Below are 26,206 nucleotides of genomic sequence, written 5' to 3' on the forward strand. Positions count from 1 at the left end.
GCGGGCTCCTACTGGTCGCTCTTGTGGAGTTCGAAACCGCGCCGCTGGTACTCGCGCCAGCGTTCGCGCGAGCCGTCGCGGGCATCGGGGTCGGCGGGTACCACTTCGAGCACCCGTTCGCACGGCTGGTCGGGGCAGCGGTCGCGCAGGTTGATCAGCAGCGGGCGGTCGGGAGTGTCGACGCCGGGCGGCACGATCAGTACGGCGGTGAATTCGTCGTCGTCGTCGCCGGCCAGCTGGTGCGGGATCATCGCGTCGTCGTCGAACGCCCACAGCAGTTCGTCGATTTCGTGCGCCTGCTCGTGGTCGCGCGCCAGGATCAGCGTCGGCTGCTGCGCCGCGTAGGCCTTCTTCGCCAGCTCGCACACCAGCAGCAGCGGCTGCTCGATGAAGCGTGGCTTGTTGGCGATCAGGTAGAAGTCGGCGCGCATAAGGCAGGAGTGAGTGGAGAGGAGTGAGAAACGAGAGAAAGACAAGGGCATGATGCCTCAAACCGCCACCTCTCACTCCTCACTTCTCTTCACTCACTTCTCGCTCTGGCTCAACAGCCACTGCGCCAGCAACGCCACCGGGCGGCCGGTGGCGAGGCCCTTGCGGCCGTCTTCCCAGGCGGTGCCGGCGATGTCGAGGTGGGCCCAGCGCTGGCCGTCGGTGAAGCGCGAGAGGAAACAGCCGGCGGTGATCGCGCCGGCGGTCTTGCCGCCGATGTTGGCGACGTCGGCGAAACCCGATTCCAGTTGCACCTGGTAGTCGTCCCACAGCGGCAGGCGCCAGGCGCGGTCGAGGGTTTCCTCGCCGGCGGCGAGCAGCTCGGCGGCGAGGTCGTCGTGCTTGCTCATCAGGCCGCTGGCATGCTTGCCCAGGGCGACCACGCAGGCGCCGGTGAGGGTGGCGGCGTCGACGATGGTGTGCGGCTGGTAGGTCTTCGCCGTCCAGGTCAGCGCATCGCACAGGATCAGCCGGCCTTCGGCGTCGGTATTGAGCACCTCGATGGTGAGGCCGGAGAGGCTGGTGAGCACGTCGCTGGGGCGGTAGCTGTCGCCGCCGGGCATGTTCTCCACGCTCGGCACCACGCACACGAGGTTGCGCTTCAGGCCCATCTTCACCGCGGCCACGAACGCGCCCATCACGCCGGCGGCGCCGCCCATGTCGAACTTCATGTCCTCCATGCCGGGGCCGGGCTTGAGGCTGAGGCCGCCGGAGTCGAAGGTGACGCCCTTGCCGACCAGGGCATACGGCTTGTCGTCCGGATCGCCGCCCTTGTATTCCAGCGCTATCAGCCGCGGCTTGTTGGCCGAGCCGCGCGCCACGGCGAGCAGCGAGCCGAAACCCAGCTCGGCCATCTGCGCTTCGTCCAGCACCTGGCAGTTGACCTTGTCGTGCAGGTCGGCGAAGGCCTGGGCCTGGGCAGCGATGTAGGCGGGGTTGCAGATGTTCGGCGGCAGGTTGGCCAGCTCGCGTGCGAAGCGCACGCCTTCGGCAATGGCGGTGGCCTGCTCCAGCGCGGCGTGTGCCTCGTCGCCCGCGGCGAAGGCGAGCGTGGCCAGTTCCGCCGGCTTGGCCTTGTCGCGCGGCTTGAAGGTGGCGGTGTAGCGGTAGGCGGCGAAATCGCTGGCCAGCGCCGCCACGCGCACGCGCCAGGCGGCGTCGCGGCCGGGCACGTCCACGTCGGTGAGATAGGACACCGCCGCGTTCAACGGCAACCGGCCGAGCGCACGCGCGGCTTCGATGTGGATCTTCTGGAAGCGCGCGCCGTCGAACGATTTCTGCGCACCCAGGCCGACCACCATCACGCGTTTGGCGGCGATGCCGGGCGGGGCGAACAGCACGCTGGTGCTGCCGGCCTTGCCGCTGATGTCGCCGCTTTCGAGTTGCTGGCGGATCAACCCGCCGGTGGCGCGATCCACCGCTTCGGCGGCGTTGCCCAGCACCGCCTGCTCGTACACGCCGACCACGATGCACGGGCTGTCGACGGCAGTGGCGGCAGTGTTGGTCAGGCTGAACTGGAGAGTCATCGGATGCGTTCCCGTGTGGGCCCGGTCGTGGCCGGACAGGCTAGACTTGCGGTTCGCCGCCCCTGGGAGCGTGGGCGGCAGAAATCTTCCGGGCTGCAAAAGCGGCTGCGCGGTCCGTATTTCCGCCGATTCTTGACCCATGGAACCACCATGGGCCGGCGAACCGTCGAAAACCCGTCCTCGCGCATCCACATTTTTCGCCTCGGAAGTTTCTGCCGCCCACGCTCCCGGGGTGTCACCGCACAAGCCATCAAGTTTATCGCATGCTGAGCATCCTCGACCGCTACTTCCTGCGTGAGCTGGCGCAGACCGTCGCCGCCACCGTGGTGGTCCTGCTGGTGATCGTGGCCGGCAGCGCGTTCGCCAAGGTGTTGCAGCAGGTGGCCAGCGGCAGCTTTCCGGCCAGCGTGATGTTTCAGGTGCTGGGGCTGCGCACGCTCGACGGCCTGACCAACCTGATGCCGCTGGCGAGTTTCATCGGCGTGCTGATGGGGCTGGGCCGCATGTACCGCGAGAGCGAGATGCACGTGCTGTCGTCCTCCGGCATGGGTCCGGCGGGCCTGCTGCGTCCGGTCGCGGTGCTGGCCGCGGTGCTGGTGGCGATCACCCTGGTGGTGGCGTTGTGGCTGGGTCCGTGGGCGGTACGCACCAGCGATGCGCTGGTGGCCGCGGCCAACCGTTCGGTGATCGCCGCCGGCCTCGACGCCGGGCGCTTCACCAGCCTGCCCGCCCAGGGCGGCATCATCTTCGTCGACAGCCTGAGCCGAGACGGCACGCGACTGGGCCGCACCTTCGTCGCGACCCAGCGCAACAGCAAGGAAGGCGGGGCCCACCTGAAAGTGGTCAGCGCGGCCAGCGGCCAGCTGTACCAGGAGAGCGACGGCGAGGGCCGTTTCATCGCCTTCAAGGATGGCTGGCAATACGACATCCCGCTGGGTGCCGACAATTGGCGCCAGATGCAGTACCGGCAGAACGACACGTCGCTGTCCAGCGTGCAGGCCGACGAGGATGAGGATCCCGCGCACTCCAAGACCAGCTGGGCGCTGTTTCAGTCCGACAATCCGGAGGATCGCGCCGAGTTCGCCTGGCGCAGCAATGCGGCGCCGCTGACCCTGGTGCTGGTGCTGCTGGCGTTGCCGCTGGCGCGGCAGAGTCCGCGCGAGCCGAAGTACGGCCGGCTGCTGCTGGCGATGCTGGCGTTCTATCTCTACTACCTGCTGCTGGCGCTGGGGCGCGCGCAGATCGGCAAGGATCACTGGCACAGCCAGGCGCCGCTGTGGGGCCTGCACCTGCTCGCGCTGGGGCTGGCCGGCTGGTTGCTGTGGAAACAGTATTCCCCGCGGCGCGTGCGCACGGCGGCGAGTGCCGCGTGATGGGCATGTTCAGCATCAAGCGGGTGGATCGGCTGGTGGCGCTCAGCGTGCTCGGCTCGCTGCTGACGGTGTGGCTGGTGCTCACCGGCTTCGATGCGGTGACCCAGTTCCTGCGCCAGCTGGGCAACGTGGGCAAGCACGGCTACACGGTGACCGATGCGACGGTCTACGTGCTGGTGACGTTCCCGCGCCGCGCCTACGAGATGTTCGGCAACGCCGCGCTGATCGGCGGCCTGCTCGGCCTCGGCGGCCTGGCCGGCAGTGGCGAACTCACCGCCTTGCGCGCGGCCGGCCTGTCGCGATTGCGCATCGCCGGCTCGGCGGCAGGCGTGGTGGCGGTGCTGATCGTGGGGGTGGTGATCCTGGGCGAAACCGTCGCGCCGTGGGGCGACCAGCAGGCGCAGGCGATGCAGTTGCGCGTGCGCTCGGGCAACCTGGGCCTGGGCGACGGCAGCGGGTTGTGGGCGCGCGACGGCAACGACATCATCAACGCACGCGGCACCTCGCTCAAGGAGCACGACGGGGTCAGCGAGGTGCAACTGAGCGACGTGCGCGTGTTCACCTTCACGCCCGACGGTCAGCTCAAGCGCTTCCGCCTGGCGCAGAGCGCCACGCACGACGGCCACCAATGGATCCTGCACGGCGTGCGCAGCACCACGCTGGATGCGCAGGGTACGCATTCCACCACCACCGCCAACGAGTCGTGGCCGTCGAGCCTCAACCCGCAGGTGCTGGCGCAATCCGTGGTGCAACCGCAATACCTGTCGATGCGCGACCTGCGCCGCAACATGAGTTACCTGGAGAGCAACGGCGAGAGCCCGGGCAGCTACGCGGTGGCGTTCTGGGGCCGCGCGCTGTATCCGCTCAACGTGCTGGTGCTGGTGCTGTGCGCGATGCCGTTCGCGTTCGGCACGCTGCGTTCCGGCGGCCTGGGCAAGCGCCTGTTCATCGGCATGTTGCTGGCGATCGGCTGGTATTTCATGCAGCAGGCGATGGTGAATTTCGGCACCGTCTACGGCCTGCCGCCATTCCTCGCCAACCTGCTGCCGGCGATGCTGTTGGCGTGCATTGCCTGGCTGTATTTCAGGCGCAGGGTGTGAGGGGCCGGGATCCGGTTCTTCGACAAGTTCGGGACGGTACATTCGGGATTCGGGATTCGGGATTCGGGAGAGCGGCTGTGATGCTTCGGGGTGAGGAATGAAAGACGTTGATCTTCGCAGCGATACGGTGACGCGGCCGACGGCGGCGATGCGCGAGGCGATGCTGGCGGCGGCGGTGGGTGACGACGTCTATGGCGAGGACCCGACGGTCAACGCGCTGCAGCAGCAGCTGGCCGACGACCTCGGCTTCGATGCCGGACTGTTCGTGCCCAGCGGCACCCAGTCCAACCTGCTGGCCTTGCTGGCGCACTGCGAGCGCGGCGACGAGTACCTGGTCGGCATGGATGCGCACACCTACAAGTTCGAGGGCGGCGGCGCGGCGGTGCTGGGCTCGATCCAGCCGCAGCCGATCGTGCAGGACGAGGACGGCAGCCTGCCGCTGGCGCGGATCGAGGCGGCGATCAAGCCGGTCGACCCGCACTTCGCACGCACCCGCCTGCTGGCGCTGGAGAACACCTGGCATGGCCGCCCGCTGCCGCTGGATTACCTGCGCGCCGCGCACGACACGGCGCGCGCGCACGGGCTGGGCCTGCACCTGGATGGCGCGCGGCTGTTCAACGCCGCGGTGGCCTGCGGCGTGCCGGCGCGCGATCTCGCGCGGCATTTCGACACCGTCTCGATCTGCCTGTCCAAGGGTCTGGGCGCGCCGGTGGGCTCGGTGCTGCTCGGCTCGCATGCGCTGATCGACAAGGCGCGCCGCTGGCGCAAGGTCTGCGGCGGCGGCTGGCGCCAGGCGGGCATGCTGGCCGCGGCGGGGATGCACGCGCTGGATCATCACGTGGCGCGGCTGGCCGACGACCATCGGCGCGCGGCCTACCTCGCCGGTCGCCTGCGCGAGATCGCCGGCATCGACCTGCTCGGTCAGCACACCAACATGGTCTTCGTCGACGTGCCGGCCACGCGCCTGCGCGAACTGGACGTCCATCTGCGCGAGGCCGGCATCCGCATCAGCATCGGGTACCTGCCGACCTTGCGGCTGGTGACGCATCTGGACGTCGACGACGACGGCATCGAGCGCACGGCGGCGGCGTTTGCGGCATTCTTCAAATCGCATTGAACGCCAGCGGCCCGCGCGCAACCACGACAAGGATTTCTCCGGTGACCAACACGCATTCCCTGCTGCTCGCGCTGGCCTGTCTGGCGATGACCGGTTGTCTCCCCGAGGCCCCCTCGGCCGACCTCGCGCAGGCGCCCGCGGCGACCGCTTCCGTTGCGGCGCGGACGCCGCCCGTGGCGAGCGGTCCGGCGCCGCAGCCAGCCGCGCCGGTGTCGGCGCCGACCAAGCCATTCGCATTTGCTGCCGATGCCGCGTCGGCCACTGCGGGCTGCGCGTTCACCGGCCTGCAGTTGCCGCCGTCGACCAGGGTCTACGCCGCCGGTGCCTACGGCGGCAGTCGGCAGGATTTCCAGATCGACCAGAGCGGACACGAGGCCACTGCCATGCGAGTGGCGGTCAACCAGCCGGATGCGCCGGTGGTACTGATGCTGGGTGCCTACGAACCCACCGTGTGGAGCGTCGGCTGGACGCCGGGCACGCGCATTCTGGCGGTGCTGGTGAGCGGCTATCACCGGCAGGAGATCACCGGCCTGCCCGCCGACGTGCCGGTGCGGACAAGCACGTACGACAACAGGAGCGGCTGCGAATATTTCTACGTGGCGCCAAAAAATGCCGGCAAGCTCAACCCGATCGCACGCCGCATGTTTGGCCGTCCGGTCGACATGCTGTATCCCGCCCAGGGCGGCGAGGTGGTGGTCGGATCACCGCTGCCGGCAGGCAGCGCGCTGGTCACCGATGGAAGCGCCAGGCCGGCCTCCGCGTTCCGCTTGCCGAACAGCTCGCTGGCCGGGCCGGCGGGGCTGGAGCAGGGCGTGCGCGACGGTTTTCTGCGCGAAGCGGACGCTTCCGACGGTGCGGCGTGGATCGCTGCCCGACGCGCCCGGCAGCACGCTCCGGTCGATGCGCCGCCGATTGCCGGCGGCGCCCCGGCACCGCGCATGCCCTCGATGTTCCGCGCCTACGTGGTGCTGAAGGCGTACACCTTGCCGGCCGGATTGTACGGCGCGAATTCGGCCACCTTCTTCGTGCCCAAGGGCGTACCGCGGCCCACCGGCAAACTCGGTCACTCGACCCTGTATGACTTCAACACGGTCAGTTGCGTCGGGGTTGGCTGCGGTATGGAGTGAGCTTCGCGACGCAGGCCGTGCGGCAAACGCCGACACCCACGGCGCACGAACGCAGCTTGATCTTTCCGGCATCCGCGCGCGCTCCGGGCCTACACCGACGGCGCCCGACCCCGCCGTCCCCATTTGCTAGCATTCGGCCAATGCATTCCGCCGCCCTCGACATCCTGCGCAACATCTTCGGCTACCCCAGTTTCCGGGGCCAGCAACAAGCCATCGTCGAGCACCTGGGCGAGGGCGGCGACGCGCTGGTGCTGATGCCGACCGGCGGCGGCAAGTCGCTGTGCTACCAGATTCCCGCGCTGCTGCGGCAGGGCACGGCGATCGTGGTGTCGCCGCTGATCGCGCTGATGCAGGACCAGGTCGACGCCTTGCGCGAGGCGGGCGTGGCGGCGGCGTATCTCAACTCCAGCCTGGCCGCGGACGCGCAGCGCGAGGTGGAGAAGCAACTGCTGGCCGGCCAACTGAACCTGCTCTACGTGGCGCCGGAGCGGCTGCTGACGGCGCGCTTCCTCGACCTGCTCGAACGCACCGAGGTGGCGTTGTTCGCCATCGACGAGGCGCACTGCGTGTCGCAGTGGGGCCACGATTTCCGCCCCGAATATCGCGAGCTGGCGATCCTGCCGCAGCGCTTTCCCGCCGTGCCGCGCATCGCGCTCACCGCCACCGCCGACCCGCGCACGCGCGAGGAGATCGTCGAGCGGCTGGCGCTTCAGGACGCCCGTCAGTTCATCTCCAGCTTCGATCGCCCGAACATCGGCTATCGCGTGGGCTTGCGCCACAACGCGAAGCGCCAGCTGGGGGAATTCCTGCTCGGGCACGAGGGCGAGTCCGGCATCGTCTACTGCCTCAGTCGGCGCAAGGTGGACGACACCGCGCAATGGCTGGCCGAATCGAGCATCGAGGCGCTGCCGTATCACGCCGGCCTCGACGCGGCCACGCGCTCGAAGAATCAGCAGCGCTTCCTGCGCGAGGACGGCGTGGTGATGGTGGCCACGGTGGCGTTCGGCATGGGCATCGACAAGCCCGACGTGCGCTTCGTGGCGCACCTGGACCTGCCGCGCAGCATCGAGGGCTACTACCAGGAAACCGGCCGCGCCGGCCGCGATGGCTTGCCGGCCGAGGCGTGGATGATCTACGGCCTGTCCGACGTGGTAACGATGAGCCAGATGATCGCGCAGTCCGAATCGGCCGACGACCGCAAGCGCGTCGAGCGGCAGAAGCTGGAATCGCTCCTCGCCTACGCCGAGGCCACCGACTGCCGCCGCCAGCTGCTGCTGGGCGCGTTCGGCGAAACCTATCCCGGCCCCTGCGGCCATTGCGACAACTGCGTGGCGCCGCCGAAGACCTGGGACGCCACCGTGGTGGCGCAGAAGGCCCTGTCGGCGGTGTACCGCACCGGCCAGCGCTTCGGCTCCGGCCACGTCATCGACGTGCTGCGCGGCGAGGAGACCGAGCGCGTGCTCGGTCTCGATCACCATCGCCTGAGCACCTTCGGCGTCGGCGCCGACATGGACGAGAAACAGTGGCGCTCGGTGTTCCGCCAGTTGCTCGCCGCCGGCCTGCTGGAGGCCGACGCCGAGGGCTACGGCACCTTGCGCCTGACCACCGCCAGCCGTGCCGTGCTCGGCGGTGAGCGGCTGGTGAAACTGCGCGAGGACGCCCGCCCCGGACGTGCCAGCCGGCGCAAGCGCGAAGCCAGGCGGGTGGCCAGTGGCAGCCTGGGCATCGAGGCCTACGAGCAATCCACCTGGGACGCGCTGCGCGCCCTGCGCACGCAACTGGCGAAGCAGCAGGGCGTGCCGCCCTACGTGGTGTTCCACGACGCCACCTTGCTTGCGATGCTGCGCGCGATGCCCGCCAACGAGGACGAACTGGCCACCATCAGCGGCGTCGGTGAGTCCAAGCTCAAACGCTATGGGCGCGATTTCCTCGCGGTGATCAATACTCCCCAGTGATTCGGCGCCTGGATGCGGGCGTGCGCCCGGTACGCGCGCCGACGGTCATCCCGGGTGGTTCCCAGGGTGAAACGGGCGGGTTATGCTGGATGTGTTTGACAGCGCTGTCATACTGCAACCACGGGGCGACCGTAATCGTTTACCGGCCCGTGGGGCAAGGCGATGGCGGGCTGACGGCGCTGCATACGTATTCAACCGGACAGCGCGATGCGTGCACCGCAGAATCGGGGGCACGGCGACCTGTCATGACCTGGGGAAGGCAATGAGTTCGACGAGCGCGACAGATGGGCTGGGCCAGCACGCCACGCTGCGGGTGATCCTGATCTCGGCTGCCGCCGCCCTGGGCGGCTTCCTGTTCGGTTTCGACACGGCGGTGATCAACGGCGCGGTCGACGCGATCCGCGCCCATTTCGGGCTGAATGCGGGCGAGATCGGCATCACCGTGTCCTGCGCGCTGCTCGGTTCGGCGTTGGGGGCGTGGTACGCCGGCATGCTGGCCAACCGCTTCGGCCGCGTGCGCACGATGCAGGTGGCCGCGGTGCTGCTGGTGGCTGCTGCCGCCGGTTCGGGCCTGGCGATGGCGGTGTGGGACCTGGTCCTGTGGCGGCTGGTCGGCGGCATCGGTGTGGGCGTGGCTTCGGTGATCGCGCCGACCTACATCGCCGAGGTGGCGCCGGCGCGGATTCGTGGGCGGCTCGGCTCGATGCAGCAATTGGCGATCGTGCTGGGCATCTTCGCCGCGCTGCTGAGCGATGCATGGCTGGCCGGTGCGGCCGGCGGCGCAGCCGAGGTGCTGTGGCTGGGCCTGCCGGCGTGGCGCTGGATGTTCCTCGCCGCGGTCACCCCGGCGCTGATCTACGGCCTGCTGGTGCTGGGCGTGCCCGAGTCGCCGCGCCACCTGGTGGCCAAGGGCCGCTTGGCCGATGCGCGGGTGGTGCTGCAGAAGGTGCTGTCGATGCACAGCACCGCGGCGCTGGACAAGAAACTCGGCGACATCGAGGCCAGCCTGCGCTCGGAACACAAGCCGCGCCTGCGCGACCTGTGCAGCAAGGGCACGGGTTTGCTGCCGGTGGTCTGGATCGGCATCGCGTTGTCGGTGTTCCAGCAGTTCGTCGGCATCAACGTGATCTTCTACTACTCGGCCACCCTGTGGCACTCGGTGGGCTTCAGCGAGGCCGATTCGTTCACCATCACCGTGGTCACCTCGATCGTCAACGTGCTGGTCACGCTGGTGGCGATCGCGCTGGTCGACAAGATCGGGCGCAAGCCGCTGCTGGTGGTCGGCTCGGCCGGCATGGCGATCACCCTGGGCGTGATGGCGTGGTGCTTCTCGCAGGCGGTCGGCAGCGGCGCGGAACTGAGCCTGCCCGGCGCGGTCGGCATGGTGGCGCTGGTCGCGGCGAACGCCTACGTGGTGTTCTTCGGCGTGAGCTGGGGGCCGGTGGTGTGGGTGTTGCTCGGCGAAATGTTCCCCAACCGCATCCGTGCCACCGCGCTGGCAGTGGCCGCCTCCGCGCAGTGGCTGGCCAACTTCGCCATCACCAGCACTTTCCCGGCACTGGCCGAACTGGGCCTGACCTTTGCCTACGGCCTGTACGCGGCGTTCGCCGTGCTGTCGCTGGTGTTCGTGTTGCGCGCGGTGCGCGAGACCAAGGGCGTGGAACTGGAGGACATGCAGGCATGAGGATCATGGAGCACGGCTTCAGCGGCGGTACCGGCGCGCGGCCGCCGGCCAGCGCCTGCCTCGGCGTGGAAGCGCGCCGGGCGGTCTACGACGCGCGGCGCGCAAAGCAGCTACGATGCGGCAACGGCGATGGCCCGGCCACGGTTCATCGCGCGCGATTGAACGAGATGCTGACGGATCGGGTCGCGGATGAAGGGCAAGGCCACATCGATCGACATTGCACACCTGGCCGGAGTGTCCCAGGCCACGGTCTCGCGCGCCCTGTGCGGCAGCCCGCTGGTCAATGAGGAAACCCGGCGGCGCGTGCAGGCCGCCGCCGAGCAGCTCAACTACAAGCTCGACAAGAACGCCTCGAACCTGCGCCGGATGCATACCGGCACGCTGGCGCTGCTGTTCTTCGAGGACCCGACTGCCGACGAGTCGCACATCAACCCGTTCTTCCTGTCGATGCTCGGCTCGATCACCCGCGCCTGCGCCCTGCAGGGCCACGACCTGCTGATCTCGTTCCAGCAGCTGTCCGACGACTGGCACGCCGACTTCGCCGACAGCAAGAAGGCCGATGGGCTGATCCTGCTCGGCTACGGCGACTACCTCGCCTACCGCGACAAGCTGGAAAAGCTCGTCGCGCAGGGCACCCGCTTCGTGCGCTGGGGCGCGGTGCTGCCGGACCAGCCCGGGGTGTCGTTCGGCAGCGACAACGTCTACGGCGGGCGGCAGGTGGCCGAGCACCTGCTCGAACGCGGCTGCCGGCGCATCGCCTTCCTCGGCGACGCCTCCAGCCATTACCCGGAGTTCTTCGGCCGTTACAACGGCTACGTCGACGCACTCACCGCCGCCGGCGTCGAGGTCGACCCCGCGCTGCAGGAGAACGCCGAGAGCACCGAACACTCCGGCTACGAGGCCATGCGCCGGCTGATCCTGCAGGAAGCCGGCTTCGATGCCGTGTTCGCCGCCAGCGACCTCATCGCGATCGGCGCCATGCGCGCGCTCAGCGACCACGGGCTGCGCGTGCCGCAGGACGTCGCCCTGGCCGGCTTCGACGACATCGCCACCGCCAGCTTCGTCAACCCGCCGTTGACCACCGTGCTGCAGGACACCGGCCAGGCCGGCGCGGTCCTGGTCGACAGCCTGCTCGGCCTGATCCGCGGCGAATCGGTGGAAAGCGAGGTGCTGCCGGTGAAGCTGATGGTGCGCAAGTCCAGCTTGCGCTGAGCCATCGGCCGCTCACGGCCACTCGTTCGCATGCGCCCCCATCTCCCCGCGCTGCGGCCGCACCACGCAGAAGCGGTGACCGGTGGGGGCTTCCATCACCACCCAGGTGCGGATCGCTTCGACCTTCCTCGCACCGAGGGCTTCCAGGCGGTGCACTTCGGCCTCGATGTCGTCGCTCTCGATGTCCAGATGCACGCGGCTGGGGTGGGTGACTTTCTGCAGTTCGATGACGGGCTCGTCGTCGTGGGTGACCAGGCCGACGTATTTCTCCTGCGCGGGATCGGCGCCTTCCTTGATGGGGCGGCCCAGTGCCCGCGACCAGAAGCGGGCGGCTTCGTCGAGGTCGTCGGCGTGGCAGTCGATCATGAGGCTGCACAGGCGGCTGCGGTGCATGGGGTTCTCCTTCGCGGGCGGCAGGGCGGTCAGCCTTGCGGGCCCGTTGCGCTGCGGTCAAGCGCGAGCCGGCGGTGCGCTTGCTACTGTGGGTGCCTCGATGGCGATTCCCGGAGGCGTGCATGCGAGACCTGGCCGAGCTGATTCGCGACGTGCCCGATTTCCCCCGAGCCGGGGTGATGTTTCGCGACGTCAGCCCGCTGCTGGCCAACGCCGACGGTTTCGCGCGCTGCATCGAGGCGCTGGCCGCACCGTGGCGGGACAGCGGCGTGCAGGTGGTGGGCGGCGTGGAGGCACGCGGTTTCATCTTCGGTGCGGCACTGGCGCTGCGGCTCGAGGCCGGCTTTGTGCCCCTGCGCAAGCCGGGCAAGTTGCCGCCGCCGGTGCAGGCGGTGGATTACCGGCTGGAGTACGGCGAGGATCGGCTGGAGATCCGCGATGGCTTGTTGCAGCCGGCGCAGCGCGTGCTGCTGGTGGACGACGTGCTGGCCACCGGCGGCACGCTGTGCGCGGCGGCGGAGTTGATCGAGCGGGCCGGCGCGACGCTGGTCGGCGCCGGCGTGGTGATCGAGCTTGACGCCCTGGCGGGACGCGCACGCTGGGCGGAACGTGGCCCGCTGCACAGTTTGCTGCGCTACTGAACCATCGTACGCGCCGTTTCGCCGCAGTTGGGCAAGGCGGCCCATGCGCCGTGCGAGAATGCCGCGTTGTCGCACGCGTCCTGCGGGCGATGCTGAACGTGCCGAGGCCGTCGGATGTTGAAGAAGCTGCTGTTGTTGGGTGGGCTGGCCTGGGCCGGCCAGGTGCTGGCCGCCACCGCGCCGGCGAACGCGCCGGTGGTCGGCCCCACGATCACGCCGGCGGCGGTGCAGATGGTGCAGCAGGCCATCGCCAAGCTGTCGTCGAAGGTGGTGGTCGACTCGATCCAGCCGGCACCGCTGCCGGGTTTCTACCAGGTGATCGCGTCGGGTCAGATGGTCTACATCAGCACCGACGGCAAGTACCTGATGCACGGCGACGTGGTCGACTTGAGTCGCCGCGAGAACCTCAGCGACGATGCCTGGGCGAAGTTCCGCGTGGCCGCGCTGGCCAAGGTGCCGGCGTCGCAGCGGCTGGTGTTCGCGCCGGCGCAGCCGAAGTACACGGTGACCGTGTTCACCGACGTCAACTGCGGCTTCTGCCGCGCGCTGCACGAGCACATCGCCGCGTTCAACAAGGCGGGCATCGCGGTGGAATACCTGGCCTGGCCGCGCGAGGGCGTGACCACCACCGCCGGAAACCTCACCCCGACCTACAAGGAAATGGTCTCGGTATGGTGCGCGAAGGACCCCAAGGCCGCGCTCACTGCCGCCACCAAGGGCCACGCGCCCCCGGCGGCGACCTGTACCAACCCGGTGAAGCAGCAATTCGACCTGGGCGTGAAGCTGGGCGTGAGCGGCACGCCCACGATCATCGGGCCGGACGGCAGCGTGCTGGGCGGCTACGTGACGCCGGAGCAACTGCTGCAGGCGCTGCAAGCGGGCGGTTGATCCCCCGCGGCGGCTTGGGGCACCGCTGAAACAGTCTCCCGCAGACGGCTTCCGATCCTTCAAATAGGCGGCAGTCGATAGCCGATGGTGTGCGGGGTCGTGGCGCCGGATCGAGTGATCGACCGGCGTTTGCGTGATTGTGCTTGAATCCGCACCCCTCGCGTCGTCAAAAGACAAGACCGTCGCGGAAATTCCCGCCCATCATGGCGGTGACAGAGGGGTCCGTTGGCTGTTCCCGGGGGCGCTCCACGACCACAGAGCGTGGCGTGGCGCGAGGAATGAGTGGATTTGATCCGCCCGCCCATTGTTGGCACGTGTCCGCGCCAACGGTTCGAGACGTAAAGAAAGCCGCCAATGAACCTCCACGTCCGGCGAGGTACCTGCCGGAGCGCGCAGCCGTACCCGGCCAGGCAAGCCTTGGCCGCAGGGGAAGCCCGGTGGTACCGGGCGGTCGTCTTTCGAAAATGACACGGGGAGGAAAATCCATGCTTAAGACCAAACTCGCGGCCGCCGTGCTGGTCGCGTTGAGCTTCGGGCCGTGCGCAGCGTTCGCACATGGGCGCGACGCGCATGATGCGACGGGACAAGCAGGCACGTCCGGCGTGCAGCAGGACAACATGCAGTCCGCCGATGACGGCAATCATCCAACGCCGGACAGCACCAAGGCCAAGAAGCTCGAAGCAGTCACGGTGACCGGTTCGCTGATCCCGCAGACCGAGATCGAGACCGCCACACCGATCACCACCATCACGGCCGCAGACATCAAGGCTCGTGGTTTCACCACGGTGGCGGAAGCCCTGCAGCAGTCCTCGTTCGCGACCGGCTCGGTGCAGGGTTCGCAGTTCTCGGCGGGTTTTACGCCGACGGCGCAGACCCTGAGCATGTTCGGCATGCCGGTAGGCTTCGTGAAGTACCTCATCGACGGGCGCCCGATGGGCAACTTCCCGGGCCTCTACAACGGCAGCGATGTCTTCAACAACCTCAGCGGCATCCCGACCGAGATGGTCGATCGCATCGAGATCCTGCCGGGCGGACAATCCTCGCTGTACGGCTCGGACGCGATCGCCGGCGTGGTCAACATCATCCTCAAGAAGCACCTGGATGGCGGGCCGGTCGTCGATGCGCGCTACGGCTGGCACAGCGACGGCGGCGGGGCGAGCCGTCGCATCAGCGTGGCGGACAACTTCAGCGCAGGCCGTTTCAACCTGCTGGTCGGCGGCCAGTTCGAGAGCACCCAGCCGATCTGGCGCCGCGATCGCGACCTGACCGCCCACTACTACACCCACGGCACCAGTCCCGCGGTGGCGTCACGCGACTACCTGGTACTGGGCTACTTCACCGGCTACCATTTTTTCGACCCCGACAACTGCAGCGGCCTGACCGACCAGTGGTACGGCAACGAGGGCAAGCGGCACCGCGCCGGCAAGGGCGATTACTGCGGCTCCTTCACCAGCCCCGGCTACGCGACGCTGACCACCGACAACAAGCAGGCGAACTTCTACACGCATGCGACGTTCGACGTGAACGACAACCTGCAGTTGTACGGCGACCTGCTCTACAACTACCAGGAGCAGAAATACACCAACGGCGCCGACTACACCTGGTGGGGTACCAACGTGGTGACCGCCGCTGCGGGTGGCGGCTACTTCTGGGATCCGCGCATCGGTGACTACATGCTGGTGCAGCGCAACTTCTCCCCGGAAGAAGTTGGCGGTTACAAGAACATCATGAGCAAGGACACCGAAAATTCCTACATGCTCACGCTCGGCGCCAAGGGCACGCTCGGCCAGTCCGCCTGGGACTACGAACTGTCCTTCATGCATTCGGACGACAAGCTGCAGAGTCGCGTATTCCAGCGCTTCACCAAGCCGATAGAGGATTACTTCGCCTCCCACGTGATGGGGCCGCAGATGGGTACCTACTACGGCTATCCCGTGTTCCAGCCGGACTACGAGGCGCTCTACCATCCCGTCTCCAATGCCGACTTCCGCGCCTTCACCGGCTACACCGAAGACAACGCGAAGACCTGGGACAACCTGCTGCGCGCCCAGCTGACCAACGGGTCGTTATTCTCCCTCCCCGGCGGCGACGCAGGCATTGCCATGGTGCTGGAGGGTGGCAACGAAGGCTGGGACAGCACCCCGGACCCCCGGCTGCTGCAGGACATCGACTACAACGGCAACCAGGTTCCGTATGTCTGGGGTTGGAGCGCCACGCCGGGTGCCGGCCACCGCTCGCGCTACGCGGCCACCACCGAGCTTCGCCTGCCGGTGCTGAGCCAGCTCACGCTCGATGTTTCGGGTCGCTACGACAGCTACAAGGTGGCGTCCAGCCGCGTGAGCCACAAGACCTACAACTTCGGCATCGAATACCGGCCGTTCGAAACCCTGCTGCTGCGCGGCCGCTACGGCACCGCCTTCAAGGTGCCCACCCTGAGCGACGAATTCCAGGGCCTCAGCGGCTACTACAGCAGCGTCACCGACTATCTCAACTGTGGTCGCCTCGGCTTCTCCGGGGCAAACATCGACCAATGCCCGACGCCCTACGACAACGAGCAGTTCAACGGCCACACCTCCGGCAACCCGGCGCTGAAGCCGATCACCGCCAAGGTGTGGACCTACGGCTTCGTGTGGGCTCCCACTCCAAAGCTGTCCTTCAACGTCGACTATCTGCATTGGGACATCAGCAACGAGGTCGCCCAAGTCAGTGCGGACCAGCTGTCGAACACCCAGTACCTGTGTGATATCGGCACGCTGGACATGAACTCGACCACCTGCAGCATGGCATTCAGCCTGGTTACCCGCGGGCCGGGCCAGGGCAATCTGCTGGGCCACATCATTTCGATCGCCACGCCGAAACAGAACGTGGCGAACGAGAAGGTCAACGCACTCACCGCCGGCGTGAACTACGTGCAGGACATCGGCCGCTTCGGCCAGCTGGCACTGAACCTGTCCTACTCGGACATGTTCAAGCACACCTACCAGGACTACCCGACCGACGAGCCGGTGGATCTGCTGCGCCACCCCAACTGGAGCACGGATTTCAAGTCCAAGGCCAACGGCTCGATCACCTGGTCGAACGCGAAGTGGAGCACCACGCTGTACGCGAACCGGTTCGGAAGCACGCCGAACTACCTGGCCAGTTCGCTCGACAACTACACCTCCCCGGGCACCGGCCGGCTGGGGCCGTGGACGCTGTACAACGCGAGCGTCACATTCAACCCGACCAAGGCGCTTGGGCTGTCCCTGATGGTGAACAACCTGTTCGACAAGATGCCGCCCAGGGACACCAGCTACAGCGGCCTCACCGCCGAGCCGTACAACATCTTCAACTACAACGTGTTCGGGCGCGCGATCTACGTCGAGGCGAGCTACAAGTTCGGCCGATAGCCGCACCCGGATGCAAAACGCGACGGCCCCGCCCTGGCGGGGCCGTTTTTTTTCGGGCAGCGGGGGGGGCGCTAGACCTCGATGCCCGCGCCGACCAGCAACTCGCGCAGCGGCGCCAGCGCCTCGCCGTACTTCCGCCAGCGCTGCAGCGCGCTGCGATAGATCGGAGCACGCACCTGCACGGCACTGGCGGTGGCCACCGGCGACGGATTGGCCTCGAATCGCAGGCAGTCCTCGTGCCACGGCAGAGCGCAGAACTCGATGATGCGACGGGACATGCGCTCCTGGTCGTCCACCAGGGCCTCGTAATCCACCTCGAGCACCCGCCCGGGAAACACGCGCTGCCAGTGGCGCATCATCGCGTCGAAAAGGATGTAGTAGCGGCCCGTATCGAGCAGGTCGAAGGAGTAATCGAAATACGGCGAATTGGGCGCGAACAACTGCCGAAAATTGCTCAGGCAGGTGTCCATCGGGTTGCGGCGCAGACACACGATCTTCGCGTTGGGCAATGCCTGGGCGATATAGCCCACGTAGAGAAAGTTGTGCGGCAGCTTGTCCACGAAGTGCGGCGTTCTGCCCGTGGCCGGCCGGGTGCTGTCCAGGTAGGTCTGCCCCAGCGTGCGGAAATCAACGTGACGGGTACCGGCGACGGTCTCGATATCCAGCAGCGAGCGGGTGTGGGTGCCGGACATGAACTTCAGCGCCATGCCGAAGTTCAGCATCTCGCCCGCCGAATGGACGTCCGGATGGCTGGATATGATGCGCTCGACCAGGGTGGTGCCGGTGCGGGGCATCCCCACGACGAAAATGGGCTCCTCGCTGGCGCACCCTCGGCTCGGCGGGGGCGGTTCCGGAAACCGTGCCTGCAGCGCGGAGAAAAGCTGTTCATCGCGCGCGATCCGGTAATCGCGGCCCTTGCCTGCGGCAGCCTTGCCCCTGGCCATGTGGTCGAGCGCCCGGGCGTACTCGCCCAGATCTTCCAGCTCCTTGGCCAGCGCCATGTTCAGGCACACCTGGGCCTGCGTTTGCCCCGCGTCGGGGCCAACCTCGCCCAGCACCGCTTCCAAGCGCGCCACGTGGTTGGCCACGGGGGTCTGGCGCCGCAGTTGGGCCAGCGTCAGATGCGCCCGCCAGTAGCGCGGTTCCAGTGCAAGGCAGGCTTCAATCTCGCGCTCGGCGCCATCGATGTCGCCGACGGCAACCATCGCGGTGGCCAGGTTGTAGTGGTAGACCGCGTGACCGGGCGCGCTGGATGCGGCCTGGCGAAATACCTCGACGGCCTGGCCATGGGCTGCGATCTGCGTATAGACCACGCCCAGCGTATCCAGCGTCTGCGCGCGCCCGGGCGCGAGCGCGAGCGCGCGATCGGCTTCCTGCCGCGCGTCCCGCGTGCGGCGTGCCAGGACCAATGCCTTGGCGTGGTGTACCGCGAATTCGGCATTGTCGGGCGCCATCGTCGCGGCCCGGCCAAGGCTGTCGATGGCTTCGGGAAGCTGTTGCATCTCGAGGCTGGCGATGCCTGCGATGTAGTACAGCATCGGGTGCGGCGGCAAGTCGGCCTTCAGTGTCCTGGCCAGGGCCAGCGCTTGCGGCCATGCACGCTGATTGAACAGGGCGGTCAGGTGCTCGAGGGTGGGCTGGTCGGTCATGGCTGCGGCATGTCGAGGGACGGCGGCGGTTGCGTCAATTGCCCTGCAAGAATGCAACAAATAAGGAACGATAGCGGTGCCAGGAACAATCCGCATGGCGTGGCGGTTGCCGGGCAGCCACGCCGCGGCGAAACGACTTGTCCGCGCCTCGACCCGAGACCGGAGGCGGTGCGTTCGTGCACATGCATCGCCGTGAACCGGCCTTCCGGCAGCGGCTTGGCGTTGCCTTATGCCGTATTGCAGCATTGGGGTAGAATGGGCGTTTCCTCCGCACAGCGCCCCCTTCCCGCATGATCGCATTCGACGGGCAAAGCGCCCTCTCGCCGTTCCGCCTCGAACGACTCAATGCACGACTCGACGCCGTGCACCGGGGCGTGCGCGTGCAATCCGCCTGGCATGTGTTCGTGCTCGACATGGACGCGGCGCCAGAGGGCACACTGCGCGAACGCCTGCTGGCCGTGCTGGAGGCGAAGGACGCCGCGCCGCAGCCGGCCACGTTGTGGGTGGTGCCGCGGCTGGGCACGATCTCGCCGTGGTCGAGCAAGGCCACCGACATCCTGCATGGCGCGGGTTTCGACGTGCGCCGCGTCGAGCGCGGGCTGGCGTGGCAGCTCAGCGGTCTGCCCGAACCCGGCGCGCCGGATCATGCGGCGATCATGGGTGTGCTGCATGACGCGATGACGCAATCGGTGCTGGCCCGCCTGGACGATGCGCAAGGCCTGTTCCTGGCCGGCACGCCGGGCGACCTGGTGCACGTGGCGCTGGGCGCCGATCCGCAGGCGGCGCTCGCCGCGGCGAACCGGCGCCTGGGCCTGGCGCTGGCCGAGGACGAGATCGAATACCTGGTCGAACGCTACGCCGAGCTGGGTCGCGACCCCACCGACGCCGAACTTTTCATGTTCGCCCAGGCCAACTCCGAGCATTGCCGGCACAAGGTGTTCAACGCCAGCTGGACGGTGGACGGCGAGGAACAGGACAAGACCCTGTTCGGCATGATCAAGCACACCCACCAGCAGTCGCCCGCACATACCCTGTCTGCCTACAGCGACAACGCCGCGGTGATCGAGGGCAGCACGGGCAAGCGCTTCTTCGCCGACCCCGCCGACCGCGTGTGGCGCGGGCACGAGGAGCGCATCGACTACGCGATCAAGGTGGAGACGCACAACCATCCCACCGCGATCGCGCCCTGGCCCGGCGCGGCCACCGGCGCCGGCGGCGAGATCCGCGACGAGGGCGCCACCGGCCGCGGCGGCAAGCCCAAGGCCGGGCTCACCGGCTTCTCGGTGTCCGACCTGCGCATCCCGGGCGCGCCGCAGCCGTGGGAAGTGGACCGCCCGCTGCCGCCGCGCATGGCCAGCGCGTTCGAGATCATGCGCGACGGCCCGCTGGGCGCGGCCGCGTTCAACAACGAGTTCGGCCGGCCCTGCCTGGGCGGCTATTTCCGCGCCTGGGAAAGCGAAGTGCCGGGCCAGGCCGGTGTCCGCCGCGGCTACGACAAGCCGATCATGCTCGCCGGCGGCCTCGCCAACCTGCGTCCCGACCATGTGCTGAAGCGCGCGGTGCAGCCCGGCCACGCGGTGATCGTGCTGGGCGGGCCGGCGATGCTGATCGGGCTGGGCGGCGGCGCCGCCTCGTCGGTGGCCGGCGGCGCGTCGAGCGCGGAGCTGGACTTCGCCTCGGTGCAGCGCGACAACGCCGAGATGGAGCGGCGCTGCCAGGAAGTGATCGACGCCTGCTGGGCGCGCGGCGAGCACAACCCGATCGTCAGCGTGCACGACGTCGGCGCCGGCGGCCTCTCCAACGCGATCCCCGAGCTGCTCAACGACGCCGGCGTCGGCGGCGTGATCGACCTGTCGAAAATCCCCTGCGACGACCCCTCGCTGTCGCCGATGCAAGTGTGGAGCAACGAATCGCAGGAGCGTTACGTCCTCGCCATCGCGCAGGAGAACCTCGCCGAATTCGAGGCCATGTGCATCCGCGAACGCTGCCCGTACGCCGTGGTGGGCGAGGCCACGCGCGAGCGCCGCCTGCTGCTGACCGATCCGCGCCGCGAGCTGACCGTCATCGACCTGCCGATGGACGTGCTGTTCGGCAAGCCGCCACGCATGCATCGCGACGCCGTGCGGGTAACGCCGCGGGTGGACCTGCTGCCTGACCTCACCGGCATCGACCTGGACGAGGCGCTGCTGCGCGTGCTGCGCCTGCCCACCGTGGGCAGCAAGAGCTTCCTGATCACGATCGGCGACCGCACCGTCGGCGGGCTCAACCACCGCGACCCGATGGTCGGTCCGTGGCAGGTGCCGGTAGCCGATTGCGCGGTGACGCTCGCCGATTTCGAGGGCTATGCCGGCGAGGCGATGGCGATGGCCGAGCGCGCGCCGGTGGCCGTGCTCGACAGCGCCGACGCGGCGCGCCTGGCGGTGGGCGAGGCGATCACCAACCTGGCTGCCGCACCGATTGCCAGCCTCGGCGAGGTGCGCCTGTCGGCCAACTGGATGGCCGCGGTGAATCATCCGGGCGAGGACGCCGCGTTGTTCGACGCGGTGAAGGCGGTGGGCATGGAACTGTGTCCGCAATTGCAGATCTCGATCCCGGTCGGCAAGGATTCGCTGTCGATGCAGGCGGTGTGGAAGGACGGCGCGCAGGAGCAGCGCACGGTGTCGCCGGTGTCGCTGGTGATCACCGGCTTCGCCCGCGTCGGCGACGCGCGCCGCACGCTGACGCCGCAACTCAAGCTCGACCGCGGCGCTACCGACCTGTGGCTGATCGATCTGGGTGCCGGGCGCGATCGCCTCGGTTGCTCGGCGCTGACCCAGGTGTTCAATCGCTCCGGCGGCATCCCGCCCAACCTGGACGATGCCAAGCGCCTCAAGGCGCTGTTCGAACTGGTTCAGCAGGCCAATGCGAATGGCCTGCTGCTGGCCTACCACGACCGCTCCGACGGCGGCGTGATCACCACCTTGCTGGAGATGGCCTTCGCCGGCCACTGCGGCCTGGAGCTGCATCTCGACGGCTGGGCCGAAGCCACCTTGCGCGCGCTGTTCAGCGAGGAACTGGGCGCCGTGGTGCAGGTGGCCGAGGCCAACCGCGAGGCATTCGAGTCGCTGCTGGTGAAGTTCGGCCTGGCCGGCATCAGCCATCGCGTCGGCCGGCCGAAGGAGAAGCTAGGCATCAAGCTGTTCCTCGGCGACGAAGTCTTCGTCAAGTGGAACTGGAGCAAGTTGTACAAGGCGTGGAACGAAACCAGCCACGCCATGCAGCGCCTGCGCGACAACCCGCAGAGCGCCGATGCCGAGCTGGAGTGGCGGATGGATGACGCCGATCCCGGCATCAGCCCCAGGCTGGCGTTCGACCCGGCCGAGGACGTGGCCGCCGCGTTCATCGCCAAGGGCCCGCGGCCGCGCGTGGCGATCCTGCGCGAGCAGGGCGTCAACGGCCAGGTCGAGATGGCCGCCGCGTTCACGCGTGCCGGTTTCGAGGCGGTCGACGTGCACATGTCCGATCTCGCCAGCGGCCGAGTGAAGCTGGCCGACTTCCGCGGCTTCGCCGCCTGCGGCGGATTCTCCTACGGCGACGTGCTCGGCGCCGGTCGCGGCTGGGCCACGTCGATCCTCTACAACGACATGCTGCGTGCGCAGTTCGAGGCGTTCTTCGCCGACGAGACGAAGTTCGCGCTGGGCGTGTGCAACGGTTGCCAGATGCTGTCGCAACTGAAGAAGATCATCCCCGGCGCGCAGCACTGGCCGAAGTTCCTGCGCAATGCGTCGGAGCAGTACGAGTCGCGCGTGGCCACGCTGGAGGTGCTCGATTCGCCCAGCATCTTCTTCCAGGGCATGGCCGGCTCGCGCATCCCGGTGGCGGTGGCGCACGGCGAGGGGCGGGTGAGTTTTCCGCAGGCGTGCAGCCCGTCGAAATCGCATGGCGCGGTGCGCTTCGTCGACAACCGCGGCAAGCCGACCGAGAACTTCCCGCTCAACACCAACGGTTCGCCCGGCGGCCTGGCGGGCTTCACCGCCGCCGCCGGCCGCGTGACGATCATGATGCCGCACCCGGAGCGGGTGTTCCGCAGCGTGCAGATGAGCTGGCACCCGGAGTCGTGGGGCGAGGATTCGCCGTGGATGCGGATGTTCCGCAACGCACGCGTGTGGTGCGGCTGATCGACGGCATGTGGCGCTGGCGTCAGCGATGACTCGGCGTCGCCCCGCGTGGATGTTCGCCGGCTGCACCGCGCTGTGGGTGGTGCTGCTGGCGTTGCTGCCGTGGTGGTTGGGGTTGCCGATCCTGCTGGCGCTCGCCGCGGCGGTCTTGCTGCTGCAGCATCGGCTGGCAACTGCGCATGCCGCGCTGATCCGGAGCGCCTTGCGCTGGGGCCTGCCGGGCGTGTTGTTTGCCCTGCAACGTATCCTGGGTGGCGATGCCTTCGCCTGGGGCGCGGCCCTGCTCGGCGCGCTGGTCGGTTACACCTTGCTGGCCGGGCTGGAAGCCTGGCTTGATCGGGACTTGCGCCGTGCGCCCGCCGGGCCGCCCGCCGCGGAATGGCCCGAACTCGCCCACGCACCGATCGGACCGCCGGCCGAGATCATCGAGCTGTCGCCGCCGCAATGGCATGAAGCGCGTGGCGAGCTGCCCGACCCCCTCGGCGGGGCGGTGCATGGCGAGCCCGGCGGCTGTCGTTTCGACGATGGCACCCGCGTCGAAATGCGGGACGGCGTCACCCGCATCGCCTTCAGTCCCGCCGGTCGCTGGTTTGTCGCCTGCAGCGGCAAGCGCGGCGTGCTGCTGTGGGATCGCCAGCGCGATCGACGGCACCGCCTGCGCGGCTGGCAACTGTGCGGCTGGCACCGCGAGCAACCCTGGCTCAGCCGCCGCGAAGGCACCATGCCGCTGGCGCTGGCCGCCGTGCTGGGCCACGACGCCGACGAACCACCAGACCCTCCCCACACCCCGTAGGAGCCCGCTCGCGGGCGATGCTTTCGCTCTTGCTTTTGCGATTCCCCATTCCCGGTCCAAGGGCATCGCCCGCAAGCGGGCTCCTGCGCGCGGGGAACCGGAGGTTCACGTGCTGCGCGTCTCCGCGCATACTTCGCGCGGTGAACATGCCTGCCATTCCTCCGTCCTCGTCCTCGCCGGCGCTCAGCGTGATCGTAGTGGCGGCCGACAGCGGCCCGGATCTGCGCGATTGCGTGCGCCAGGTGCTGGCCTGCCGGCTGCCGCTGGAACTGATCCTGGTCGACAACGCTTCGCACGATGGCGTGCCGCCCGCGATCGCGCGGGCGTACGAGCACGACGAGCGGCTCAAGCTGATCTACAGCCATCGCAACATCGGCTTCGGCCCGGCGGTGAACTTGGGCGCGAAGCAGGCCGGCGGCCGCGCGCTGCTGATCCTCAACCCCGATTGCCTGATCGGCGAGGACGACCTCAGGCGGTTGCTGGCGGTGCAGGCCGCGCATCCGAAGGCCGGCCTGATCGGCGCGGTGGTGTGCGACGCGGAGGGTCGGCCCGACCCGGCTTCGCGGCGGCGCGATCCGCTGTTGCGCCGGTCGCTCAACACACTGCTCGGCCGGCCCGGCGAGACGGTGGAAGTCGGCGGCGAGATTCCCGCCGAGCTGATCGAGTGCGAGGCGGTTTCCGGTGCGCTGATGCTGCTGACTCGCCAGATGTTCGAGCGCCTCGGCGGCTTCGACGAGAAATACTTCCTGCATTGCGAAGATCTGGATCTGTGCCGCCGCGTGCGCGACATCGGCTACCAGGTGCTGCTTGCCGGCGACGTGCGCGTGGCCCATGGCAAGGGCAGCTCCAGCCGCCATCGCCCGGTGTTCGTCAGCCGGCACAAGCACCGCGGCATGTGGCGCTGGTTCCGCCAGCATGATCCGGCCGCGCGCAACCCGTTCGTGTCGGCGGTGGTGTGGCTGGGCATCTGGACGCACTTCGTGCTGCAGGTCCCCGGCCAGTGGTGGCGGCTGAAAACGAGAAGCAAGTGAGGAAAGCCAGAGGCAACATCGCCTCGTCGCGCCGCTGTCGTTCTCTCACTCCTCACTCCTCTCCACGCACTTCTCGCCGATGACCCCACGCACCCTGACCATCCTCGCCACTCTCGGCCTGATCGCGATGACGGCGGTGTGGGGCTCGACCTTCGTGCTGATCAAGGACGTGCTCGGGCGCATGCCGGTGGCCGATTTCCTGGCCGTGCGTTTCGTCATGGCGGCGCTGGCGATGGTGCTCCTGTTCGGGCGGCAGGCGTGGCGGCTCGGCGCTTTGCAGATCCGGCGCGGCCTGCTGCTCGGCGTGATCTACGGTGTCGGCCAGCTGGTGCAGACCTGGGGACTGGCGCTGATCTCGCCCAGCGTCAGCGGCTTCGCCACCGGCATGTACGTGGTGTTCACCCCGATCCTTGCGCTGCTGGTGCTGCGCCAGCGCGTCGCGGCCAGCGTGTGGCTGGCCATCGCCGTGGCCACCGCGGGCCTGGCCTTGCTCACGCTCGACGGTTTCGAGATCAACCTGGGCGTGTGGCTGACCCTGGCGTCGGCGGCGTGCTACGCGCTGCACATCGTGCTGCTTGGGCAGTGGTCCCGCCGCGGCGAGGCGTTCGGCCTGTCGGCCGTGCAGATGGTGGCGATCGCCGGGGTCTGCTCGCTGGCCACCTTGCCGCACGGTCCGATGTTGCCGCCGGACCCCGGCGCCTGGTTCGTCGTGCTGTACATGGCGCTGATCGCCGGCGCCGGCGCGATGGTGATGCAGACCTGGGCGCAATCGCATCTGCCGGCGGCACGTGCCGCCATCGTGATGACCACCGAGCCGGTGTTCGCCGCCGCCTTCGCCGTACTGCTGGGCGTCGATGCGCTGACCTGGCGCATGCTTGCCGGCGGCGGCCTGGTGCTGGCAGCGATGTACCTGGTGGAGCTGATGCCGCGGCGCGACGAGCTGCCGGCCGAGGCGGTGCATCACGAGGTGTGAGGGCGTTCCCCTGCGGGCGGGGCGACACCCGGCTGCAGCGCGATGCGTACCAGGTAGACGATGATCGCCACGTTGCCGACCAGGGTGGCCAGCTTGATCCAGCCGAAGTGGTACAGCGTCTCGTACAGTTCCAGCGGGATCAGCGAGCCGGTGGCGATCACGGTGAACCACTCGGCCCAGTGCTTGCCCAGCCACAGGCCCACGCCCTCGATGCCGAACAGCACCGCGTAGCCGAGCGCCACCAGCCCCACCGCCTCGAACTTGCCGGGGCCGAGCTGGTGCAGCAGTTCCACCAGTTTCCAGCGCAGGCCGTTGCTGTCGGCCAGCGACAGGTGCTCCAGCCAGTGCACCAGCTGCTCGAAGTTCTGCTGCCGATAGAAGTGGAACGCCGCCAGCGCCACCAGCAGCAGGCACGCGGTCTTGATGATCTCGTAGATCGCGATGACGCGCAGGCCGGCGTGGTGCTGGCCGCGTGCGGTTGCCGCGGGGGTGGCTGCGTCGCCGGATTCGGAGTTGGGCATGGGCGGAGAAGACATGGGCAGCAGACATTCTCGCCGATCAGGCGTGGTGCCGCCTGTGCGTGATGGCACGAGTTCGCGGAAATGGAGCTGTGTGCGATCTTGACAGCCGACGAGGATCATCCAACCCTGTAGCACTTGCTCACCCCCGATGGGGCGGTCGCTTGCCGAGGTCACGTGGCGCCTCGGGT

The 26,206-nt window shown here is 68.4% G+C and carries 19 protein-coding genes; 14 read left to right on the forward strand and 5 right to left on the reverse strand.

The genetic code is table 11. The annotated features are described in order from the left end of the window. Positions 1-8: 8 nt before the first annotated feature. Positions 9-431 carry a DNA polymerase III subunit chi gene (locus ACVCMG_RS14555; RefSeq protein ID WP_395119959.1) on the reverse strand — a complete coding sequence of 141 codons (423 nt, stop codon included), beginning with the start codon at positions 429-431 and terminating at the stop codon, positions 9-11. A 93-nt stretch (positions 432-524) separates the two neighbouring features. Continuing rightward, a complete protein-coding gene (locus tag ACVCMG_RS14560) occupies positions 525-2,015 on the reverse strand; it encodes a leucyl aminopeptidase (protein WP_447106581.1) in 1,491 nt (496 codons plus the stop codon). A 263-nt stretch (positions 2,016-2,278) separates the two neighbouring features. Here ACVCMG_RS14560 and lptF point away from each other — a divergent pair, with 263 nt between their 5' ends. The 7 genes from lptF to ACVCMG_RS14595 all read left to right on the forward strand — a co-directional run bounded on the left by lptF (position 2,279) and on the right by ACVCMG_RS14595 (position 11,583). Beyond that, the gene (lptF, locus tag ACVCMG_RS14565) at positions 2,279-3,388 is read left to right on the forward strand and encodes an LPS export ABC transporter permease LptF (RefSeq protein ID WP_395119957.1); all 1,110 of its coding nucleotides are present in this window, start codon (positions 2,279-2,281) and stop codon (positions 3,386-3,388) included. Then, the gene (gene lptG / locus ACVCMG_RS14570; RefSeq protein ID WP_395119956.1) at positions 3,388-4,488 is read left to right on the forward strand and encodes an LPS export ABC transporter permease LptG; all 1,101 of its coding nucleotides are present in this window, start codon (positions 3,388-3,390) and stop codon (positions 4,486-4,488) included. Before lptF ends, lptG begins: the two co-directional genes overlap by 1 nt. Positions 4,489-4,585: 97 nt before the next feature. Then, complete coding sequence (ltaE, locus tag ACVCMG_RS14575; protein ID WP_447114441.1) at positions 4,586-5,605, forward strand: low-specificity L-threonine aldolase; 1,020 nt, start codon at positions 4,586-4,588, stop codon at positions 5,603-5,605. A 41-nt stretch (positions 5,606-5,646) separates the two neighbouring features. Continuing rightward, positions 5,647-6,732 (forward strand): hypothetical protein, encoded by a 1,086-nt coding sequence (locus ACVCMG_RS14580; protein ID WP_447114442.1) that lies wholly within the window; start codon positions 5,647-5,649, stop codon positions 6,730-6,732. Between the two features lie 140 nt (positions 6,733-6,872). Then, positions 6,873-8,687 carry a DNA helicase RecQ gene (gene recQ / locus ACVCMG_RS14585; protein WP_447114443.1) on the forward strand — a complete coding sequence of 605 codons (1,815 nt, stop codon included), beginning with the start codon at positions 6,873-6,875 and terminating at the stop codon, positions 8,685-8,687. A gap of 262 nt (positions 8,688-8,949) precedes the next feature. Next, positions 8,950-10,371 (forward strand): sugar porter family MFS transporter, encoded by a 1,422-nt coding sequence (locus ACVCMG_RS14590; protein WP_447114444.1) that lies wholly within the window; start codon positions 8,950-8,952, stop codon positions 10,369-10,371. A gap of 189 nt (positions 10,372-10,560) precedes the next feature. Continuing rightward, positions 10,561-11,583: a LacI family DNA-binding transcriptional regulator gene (locus ACVCMG_RS14595; protein ID WP_395119950.1), complete on the forward strand. Its 1,023-nt coding sequence runs from the start codon at positions 10,561-10,563 to the stop codon at positions 11,581-11,583. Between the two features lie 12 nt (positions 11,584-11,595). Here ACVCMG_RS14595 and ACVCMG_RS14600 read toward each other — a convergent pair whose 3' ends face one another. Beyond that, on the reverse strand, positions 11,596-11,976 hold the full coding sequence (locus ACVCMG_RS14600; RefSeq protein WP_447114445.1) for a VOC family protein: 381 nt from the start codon (positions 11,974-11,976) through the stop codon (positions 11,596-11,598). Positions 11,977-12,098: 122 nt separating this feature from the next. On the opposite strand from ACVCMG_RS14600, the gene ACVCMG_RS14605 reads away from it, so the two are divergent. From ACVCMG_RS14605 to ACVCMG_RS14615, 3 genes are all read left to right on the forward strand, one after another. Further along, complete coding sequence (locus ACVCMG_RS14605) at positions 12,099-12,617, forward strand: adenine phosphoribosyltransferase (RefSeq protein WP_447106577.1); 519 nt, start codon at positions 12,099-12,101, stop codon at positions 12,615-12,617. Positions 12,618-12,731: 114 nt separating this feature from the next. Further along, complete coding sequence (locus tag ACVCMG_RS14610) at positions 12,732-13,505, forward strand: thioredoxin fold domain-containing protein (protein ID WP_395119947.1); 774 nt, start codon at positions 12,732-12,734, stop codon at positions 13,503-13,505. Between the two features lie 485 nt (positions 13,506-13,990). After that, complete coding sequence (locus ACVCMG_RS14615; protein ID WP_447106576.1) at positions 13,991-16,894, forward strand: TonB-dependent receptor domain-containing protein; 2,904 nt, start codon at positions 13,991-13,993, stop codon at positions 16,892-16,894. A gap of 71 nt (positions 16,895-16,965) precedes the next feature. Here the strand turns inward: ACVCMG_RS14615 and ACVCMG_RS14620 are convergent, their stop codons facing one another. After that, positions 16,966-18,543, reverse strand: a complete 1,578-nt coding sequence (locus ACVCMG_RS14620) for a sulfotransferase (RefSeq protein ID WP_447106575.1) — start codon at positions 18,541-18,543, stop codon at positions 16,966-16,968. Positions 18,544-18,833: 290 nt separating this feature from the next. Here ACVCMG_RS14620 and purL point away from each other — a divergent pair, with 290 nt between their 5' ends. The 4 genes from purL (at position 18,834) to ACVCMG_RS14640 (ending at position 25,497) form a co-directional block, all read left to right on the forward strand. After that, on the forward strand, positions 18,834-22,700 hold the full coding sequence (gene purL, locus ACVCMG_RS14625) for a phosphoribosylformylglycinamidine synthase (protein ID WP_447114446.1): 3,867 nt from the start codon (positions 18,834-18,836) through the stop codon (positions 22,698-22,700). A 28-nt stretch (positions 22,701-22,728) separates the two neighbouring features. Further along, complete coding sequence (locus ACVCMG_RS14630) at positions 22,729-23,493, forward strand: hypothetical protein (protein WP_447114447.1); 765 nt, start codon at positions 22,729-22,731, stop codon at positions 23,491-23,493. Positions 23,494-23,639: 146 nt separating this feature from the next. Further along, entirely contained in the window at positions 23,640-24,524 is an 885-nt protein-coding gene (locus ACVCMG_RS14635) for a glycosyltransferase family 2 protein (RefSeq protein ID WP_447099825.1), read from the forward strand. Between the two features lie 79 nt (positions 24,525-24,603). Then, complete coding sequence (locus ACVCMG_RS14640) at positions 24,604-25,497, forward strand: DMT family transporter (RefSeq protein WP_395119941.1); 894 nt, start codon at positions 24,604-24,606, stop codon at positions 25,495-25,497. On the opposite strand, the gene ACVCMG_RS14645 is transcribed toward ACVCMG_RS14640, so the two are convergent. After that, positions 25,485-26,018: a DUF2127 domain-containing protein gene (locus ACVCMG_RS14645; RefSeq protein ID WP_447107150.1), complete on the reverse strand. Its 534-nt coding sequence runs from the start codon at positions 26,016-26,018 to the stop codon at positions 25,485-25,487. The genes ACVCMG_RS14640 and ACVCMG_RS14645 overlap by 13 nt on opposite strands. Positions 26,019-26,206 lie beyond the last annotated feature (188 nt).

It is taken from the genome of Rhodanobacter sp. UC4451_H18 (genome assembly GCF_052978225.1).

Excerpts from the sequence above, each read along its gene's own strand:
- ACVCMG_RS14555 (WP_395119959.1), bottom strand. The coding sequence starts at position 431 with ATGCGCGCCGACTTCTACCTGATCGCCAACAAGCCACGCTTCATCGAG.
- ACVCMG_RS14560 (WP_447106581.1), bottom strand. The coding sequence starts at position 2,015 with ATGACTCTCCAGTTCAGCCTGACCAACACTGCCGCCACTGCCGTCGAC.
- lptF (WP_395119957.1), top strand. The coding sequence starts at position 2,279 with ATGCTGAGCATCCTCGACCGCTACTTCCTGCGTGAGCTGGCGCAGACC.
- lptG (WP_395119956.1), top strand. The coding sequence starts at position 3,388 with ATGGGCATGTTCAGCATCAAGCGGGTGGATCGGCTGGTGGCGCTCAGC.
- ltaE (WP_447114441.1), top strand. The coding sequence starts at position 4,586 with ATGAAAGACGTTGATCTTCGCAGCGATACGGTGACGCGGCCGACGGCG.
- recQ (WP_447114443.1), top strand. The coding sequence starts at position 6,873 with ATGCATTCCGCCGCCCTCGACATCCTGCGCAACATCTTCGGCTACCCC.
- ACVCMG_RS14590 (WP_447114444.1), top strand. The coding sequence starts at position 8,950 with ATGAGTTCGACGAGCGCGACAGATGGGCTGGGCCAGCACGCCACGCTG.
- ACVCMG_RS14595 (WP_395119950.1), top strand. The coding sequence starts at position 10,561 with ATGAAGGGCAAGGCCACATCGATCGACATTGCACACCTGGCCGGAGTG.
- ACVCMG_RS14600 (WP_447114445.1), bottom strand. The coding sequence starts at position 11,976 with ATGCACCGCAGCCGCCTGTGCAGCCTCATGATCGACTGCCACGCCGAC.
- ACVCMG_RS14605 (WP_447106577.1), top strand. The coding sequence starts at position 12,099 with ATGCGAGACCTGGCCGAGCTGATTCGCGACGTGCCCGATTTCCCCCGA.
- ACVCMG_RS14610 (WP_395119947.1), top strand. The coding sequence starts at position 12,732 with ATGTTGAAGAAGCTGCTGTTGTTGGGTGGGCTGGCCTGGGCCGGCCAG.
- ACVCMG_RS14615 (WP_447106576.1), top strand. The coding sequence starts at position 13,991 with ATGCTTAAGACCAAACTCGCGGCCGCCGTGCTGGTCGCGTTGAGCTTC.
- ACVCMG_RS14620 (WP_447106575.1), bottom strand. The coding sequence starts at position 18,543 with ATGACCGACCAGCCCACCCTCGAGCACCTGACCGCCCTGTTCAATCAG.
- purL (WP_447114446.1), top strand. The coding sequence starts at position 18,834 with ATGATCGCATTCGACGGGCAAAGCGCCCTCTCGCCGTTCCGCCTCGAA.
- ACVCMG_RS14630 (WP_447114447.1), top strand. The coding sequence starts at position 22,729 with ATGACTCGGCGTCGCCCCGCGTGGATGTTCGCCGGCTGCACCGCGCTG.
- ACVCMG_RS14635 (WP_447099825.1), top strand. The coding sequence starts at position 23,640 with ATGCCTGCCATTCCTCCGTCCTCGTCCTCGCCGGCGCTCAGCGTGATC.
- ACVCMG_RS14640 (WP_395119941.1), top strand. The coding sequence starts at position 24,604 with ATGACCCCACGCACCCTGACCATCCTCGCCACTCTCGGCCTGATCGCG.
- ACVCMG_RS14645 (WP_447107150.1), bottom strand. The coding sequence starts at position 26,018 with ATGCCCAACTCCGAATCCGGCGACGCAGCCACCCCCGCGGCAACCGCA.